The 5,041-nt window shown below is 35.0% G+C and carries 7 protein-coding genes; 3 read left to right on the plus strand and 4 right to left on the minus strand.

Going from position 1 to position 5,041, the window contains the following annotated elements; translation table 11 throughout:
- Positions 1–418 (minus strand): helix-turn-helix domain-containing protein (locus A9G37_RS05535; protein ID WP_141671082.1); only part of this gene is annotated, 418 nt, incomplete at its 3' end.
- 198 nt (positions 419–616) lie between these two features.
- On the opposite strand from A9G37_RS05535, the gene A9G37_RS05540 reads away from it, so the two are divergent.
- Together A9G37_RS05540 and A9G37_RS05545 are read left to right on the plus strand one after the other, a co-directional pair.
- The gene (locus A9G37_RS05540; RefSeq protein ID WP_065574879.1) at positions 617–952 is read left to right on the plus strand and encodes a DUF805 domain-containing protein; all 336 of its coding nucleotides are present in this window, start codon (positions 617–619) and stop codon (positions 950–952) included.
- Between the two features lie 361 nt (positions 953–1,313).
- A complete protein-coding gene (locus tag A9G37_RS05545; protein ID WP_065574880.1) occupies positions 1,314–1,688 on the plus strand; it encodes a DUF805 domain-containing protein in 375 nt (124 codons plus the stop codon).
- A gap of 66 nt (positions 1,689–1,754) precedes the next feature.
- Here the strand turns inward: A9G37_RS05545 and gntR are convergent, their stop codons facing one another.
- The gene (gene gntR, locus A9G37_RS05550) at positions 1,755–2,759 is read right to left on the minus strand and encodes a gluconate operon transcriptional repressor GntR (RefSeq protein WP_065574881.1); all 1,005 of its coding nucleotides are present in this window, start codon (positions 2,757–2,759) and stop codon (positions 1,755–1,757) included.
- On the minus strand, positions 2,756–3,445 hold the full coding sequence (gene ung / locus A9G37_RS05555) for a uracil-DNA glycosylase (RefSeq protein WP_065574882.1): 690 nt from the start codon (positions 3,443–3,445) through the stop codon (positions 2,756–2,758). The genes gntR and ung overlap by 4 nt, the downstream gene beginning before the upstream one ends.
- Before the next feature lie 204 nt (positions 3,446–3,649).
- Between ung and grcA the strand changes: the two genes are divergently transcribed.
- Positions 3,650–4,033 carry an autonomous glycyl radical cofactor GrcA gene (gene grcA / locus A9G37_RS05560; protein ID WP_034910787.1) on the plus strand — a complete coding sequence of 128 codons (384 nt, stop codon included), beginning with the start codon at positions 3,650–3,652 and terminating at the stop codon, positions 4,031–4,033.
- Positions 4,034–4,638: 605 nt separating this feature from the next.
- Here grcA and A9G37_RS05565 read toward each other — a convergent pair.
- On the minus strand, positions 4,639–5,041 hold a 403-nt coding region (locus A9G37_RS05565), incomplete at its 5' end, for an integrase core domain-containing protein (RefSeq protein WP_141671083.1).

A 5,041-nucleotide genomic window follows, 5' to 3' on the forward strand; every position in this document is an offset into this window, starting at 1 on the left:
TACTCGGTGCCTTACAATGCCTATAGGCTTTGCCTTTTCGCCTTAGATAAGGTTTGAATTGTTCATAGCGCGCTTTATTTTGATAAAGATAGTTATAGATTGATTGGACGCTGACTTTCTTTAAACGTGCAGCAATCTGCTCTGGGCTGTAATAAAGCATGAGGTATTTTTCAACTTGGCGCCATACCGAAGACTCTATTGGCTTACCATTACCGCTGTTTTTTCGCCTTTTCCTAGCTAGGGTTACCGCATCATGTGCTTGATAGGCTTGATTAGGTTTTGAGTTTCTTTTTATCTCTCGACTTATTGTCGAAGGATGTCTATTGAGTAGCTGGGCTATCTCTTTTTTATTCTTTCCGGCTTGTAATAATACGAAAATTTGGTATCTTTCCTTCCTAGAAAGGTGATTATAATACATAGCAATCTCCAAACTGTGGTGGTGCGAAGGTGCTAGTATAAATCACCTTTCTACTTTCTTCACTCCACCGTGTTTAAAATTGCACTTCATGTTTGAATCCAGGATATTAGCAAAAAATTAAACAATAAAAATTAGTTTAATTTTCGGTTTCTTTTCATTAGACTGATTGTCAGTTATTAAATAAAAAAGGAATAGGGAATGAATTGGTTTATTGATTGTATTACAATAAATTATGCAAATTTTAATGGACGAGCTTGCCGTGAAGAATATTGGATGTTCTCTTCGATCTATATTGTTCTAATTATTTTGATGATAATTATTGATAATATGATGAAAAATAACCTCGTTTTAACTTTGAGCTTGACATTGACTTTATTTGTTCCTAATTGCGCAGTTACAGTACGCCGTTTGCATGATGTTGATAAACCGGGTTGGTACTTTTGGACTTCAGCGCCTTATACGCTATTAAAGCTTCTGTGTGCCGATTCAACTCCTGGCCCTAACCAATATGGCGAAAACCCTAAAGGGATGTAGTTTGTTAATTAGCCTAGTCACCAAACTACCGTTATTTTTTGGTAGGTCTACTGTTGCTTTATCGTTAGCAAACAACCAACTTCACTATATCAAGATCGCAAAACTCTTTTGGTACTAATATCCTGTTCACACATTAAGCCAATTTTATGACATTAGTTGGTATAAATAACCACAGAGCGGTAATTTTAAAAATAGATATCCACTTTATAAAAACTGGAAATCAACAAGTCAATGGCAATAAATTTTGATAAAAAATATTTAATTCAATGATAAAAATCAGTTTTATTTTCGATTTTTTTTCATTAAAATAACAAACCCTAAATTACTTTACAAAACTTATCAAAAAAGGATATATATAAGGATGAATTGGTTTATTAGTTGTATTACACAAAATTATGCAAATTTTAATGGGCGAGCTCGCCGTCAAGAATATTGGATGTTTACTCTTTTCAGTTTTCTTTTAAATCTTGCTTTGAGTATTGTTGGAGCGATCCTTATTTCAATTAGTACCTCTTTAGTGTCAGTAACAAATATTATTAGTTTTGTTGCTTGGGCAGCATTATTTCTTCCAAGTTTGGCTGTTGCAGTACGACGTTTACATGATACAGATAGATCTGGTTGGTGGGTATTAATTGTTTTGGTTCCATTGATTGGCGCAATTGTGTTATTGGTTTTCGCATGCATGGACTCAACACCAGGCAGCAACCAATACGGTGAAAACCCTAAAGGGTTATAATTTACTAATAACCTTATCACTAAACGTGATAAGGTTAAATCATTATCAATGTCATCTTCTACCTTATTAAATACTTTCTCCGTTTAAATACTCAACAGGTAAATCAATCACTTTTTTATCAATTTGTTCACCATTAATCCGTTTTAATAACAGCTCCGCTGCAATTTTTCCCATTTCAATTCTTGGTGTCTGTATAGATGCTAGTTTGGGATTCATAAATTGACCAATTTGATGTCCATGAAATCCAACAATCGCTATTTGTTTTGGTACTTCAATTCTCATCCGTTGGCACTCAAGTAATACCCCTAAAGCTAAGTCATCATTAGTACTAAAAATACCATCAACACAAGGAAACTCTTTTAAAATTTGATGCAAAAATCTTGACCCTAATTCATAAGATGATGCTTCTTTAGTCGCTAGCGTTCTAGGTGTTAATCCTGCTTCTTCCATAGCCTTTTCATATCCTTTTTGACGTATAATACTTCGTTGATCTTGTCTTGCACTAAAATAGACAATATTACGGCGACCTTTATCTATCATTTTATCAATCATATTCTTGGTTGCAGTAAAATTATCAAATCCGACAGCCATATCAATACAAGGTGAAACACTGTCCATAATTTCAACCACTGGTACACCAGCCATTTCGATCATCTTTAATGTTGCAGGGGTATGTGTTCTTTCGGTTAAAATCAATCCATCAATATTATATGAAAGCAACGAACGCAAACGAGACTCTTCTTTTTCTGCGCTGTATCCAGTATGGGTAATCATGGTTTGATATCCGCTAGCATCAGTCACCATTTCAATACCTTTTAAAATATCGGCAAAAACTTGATTAGTTAAAGAAGGAAACACAACCCCGATTGCATTACTTTTGGCGTTAGACAGCATATCAGGTGCTTTATTAGGAATATAACCAAGCTCATCAATTGCAGCTGAAATTTGTAATTGAAGTGGTTTAGATACAAGATTGGGATCGCGTAAAAAACGACTCACAGTCATTTTACTAATCCCGATTAGATTTGCAATTTCCTGCAAACTTGTTCGACGTCTTTTATTATTACTCATGTTTGTTTTTCCGCTAGTCTTGGTTGCCAATCTATTGCTTTTTTACCTTGTTGCATAATAAGATCATTCGCTTTGGAAAAGTGCTTACAGCCAAAAAATCCACGATGAGCTGATAACGGTGATGGATGTACCGATGTTAATACATGATGTTTTTGGCGATTAATAAACTGCCCTTTTTTTTGTGCAGGAGATCCCCACAATAAAAAAACCACACCTTCAAGATACTCATCGATTGCCGCTATCACATTATCAGTAAAAGTTTCCCAACCTATTTTTGCATGAGAATGCGCTTGTCCTGCTTCAACAGTCAACACATTATTTAATAGTAATACACCTTGAGCAGCCCAAGAAGCTAAATAGCCATGAGAAGGAATTGTAAAACCATCAATATCGGTTGCTAATTCTTTATAAATATTAACTAACGATGGTGGTGTCTTAACTCCGGGTAAAACAGAAAAAGAAAGACCGTGAGCTTGATTGGGACCATGATAAGGATCTTGCCCCAAAATCACCACCTTGATTTGATCAAATGGTGTAAAACGAAACGCATTAAACACATCATGCTGAGGTGGGTAAATTATCTTACCATTAGCGCGTTCAGTCATTACAAATTGCATTATTTGTTGAAAATAAAGTTTTTGTTTTTCTGCACCAATAACTTCATGCCAAGTCAATTTTGTTGTCATATTTTGATATCACTCATCAATAATGCCAGTGTTTCTGGGCAATAATTAATATATTTCTACATAATAACCTATCACAAAAGAAAATAGAAATTAAAGGTATTACTTATCGAAGCGATAGCTTTTTTTGACTTTTATCAAATTTTTAAAGTGCTATATTAACCATAATTATTTTAGGGCAATAAGGCCCCGTTAGGAGGATTTAAAATGATTACAGGTATCCAAATTACTAAAGCAGACAACTCAGCACTTCTAAACTCTTTCTGGTTATTGGACGACTCTACAAAAGAAGCTCGTTGTGTAGCTGCTAAATCAGTTTATAAAGAAGATCAAATCATTCCTACTGCAGAACTTGGTCAATTCGAATATCGTGAAGTTCCATTAGATGTTGCTCCAACTGTAAAAGTTGAAGGTGGTCAACATTTAAATGTGAACGTTCTTCGTCGTGAAACTTTAGAAGACGCTGTAAAACACCCAGAAAAATACCCACAATTAACAATTCGTGTTTCTGGTTATGCAGTACGTTTTAACTCATTAACAGCAGAACAACAACGTGATGTTATTGCTCGTACGTTTACAACTAAAATTTAAGTGCGACAAGCGCGCACTTATAACACCTAACTATTTGATTTTTAATCAAAAAAGTTAGGTGGACTATTAAGGTGAACAACTTTAATTAGCCACCCTCACAATATCTGAGTAGGGCGTTATACATGTCCGAAAGGATATTGCATAACCTGTATTTAGCAAAGAATATACTTAGTCTGTGAGAGACACCTCTCATAACTAAAGAACAAAAATTCTTTGGACAATTCAATTAATCATATCTGATATTCTGGAAGATTTCAAAAAATTCAATAAGAAATTATTAGAATAGACCAAGGAAACGAAAGAACCATCAGCGTATAGTCTAAGCTAGAATTGACCTATTGTGAAGTTATAGAAGTTATAAGTGCATAAGCTGTTATTATCATTGTTGAAGCACAATTACTTATAAACTGAGTAAAAGGGCGAGTCAACCCGTTATATGACTAACGGTAGCCTAGGGATAGTGCGAGACTGGTAACGGTCTGGTGCGGAGCTTCCCGACAAAGTACCCCCTTGAGGAATAGTAAGGTTAATGTTTACTGTGAGGTAACATTAAGTAATGGCAAGTAGTATGTGTGGTAGCTCAAACTTAATCTGACCGACACATATTACTCATCGGTCTTCATTTTAACAAAATGCGTGTCCGATGAGCAAAATAAATTCTCTAATTGCTTTTCCTTAACCAACCCTCTTGCATCATTCCATGTTTGCCATGGTGTCTTTCCATAACAATACTTTCCCGAGTGTGCTCTTTCTCGATTGTAAAACTCAAGCCATTGCTCAATGTCGTTTTGTATTTCACTCAATTGCGTGTAAATCTTACGTCGAAATAAAATATCATAACATTCTGTTTTTATCGTCTTATGGAATCGCTCACAAATACCTTTAGTTTGTGGACTGTAGGCTTTGGTCTTGGTGTGTTCAATATCTTCTAGATTAAGATAAAGTTCATAAGCATGGCTCTCCTTATGACCGTTATATTCCGTACCTCGGTCTGTAAGAATGCGTAAA

This window comes from Gilliamella sp. GillExp13 (genome assembly GCF_001690815.1).
Lineage (GTDB): Bacteria > Pseudomonadota > Gammaproteobacteria > Enterobacterales > Orbaceae > Gilliamella > Gilliamella bombi.

Bases quoted from the DNA above. Each gene is read 5' to 3' on its own strand.
- A9G37_RS05540 (WP_065574879.1), top strand. From the start codon at position 617: ATGAATTGGTTTATTGATTGTATTACAATAAATTATGCAAATTTTAAT.
- A9G37_RS05545 (WP_065574880.1), top strand. From the start codon at position 1,314: ATGAATTGGTTTATTAGTTGTATTACACAAAATTATGCAAATTTTAAT.
- gntR (WP_065574881.1), bottom strand. From the start codon at position 2,759: ATGAGTAATAATAAAAGACGTCGAACAAGTTTGCAGGAAATTGCAAAT.
- ung (WP_065574882.1), bottom strand. From the start codon at position 3,445: ATGACAACAAAATTGACTTGGCATGAAGTTATTGGTGCAGAAAAACAA.
- grcA (WP_034910787.1), top strand. From the start codon at position 3,650: ATGATTACAGGTATCCAAATTACTAAAGCAGACAACTCAGCACTTCTA.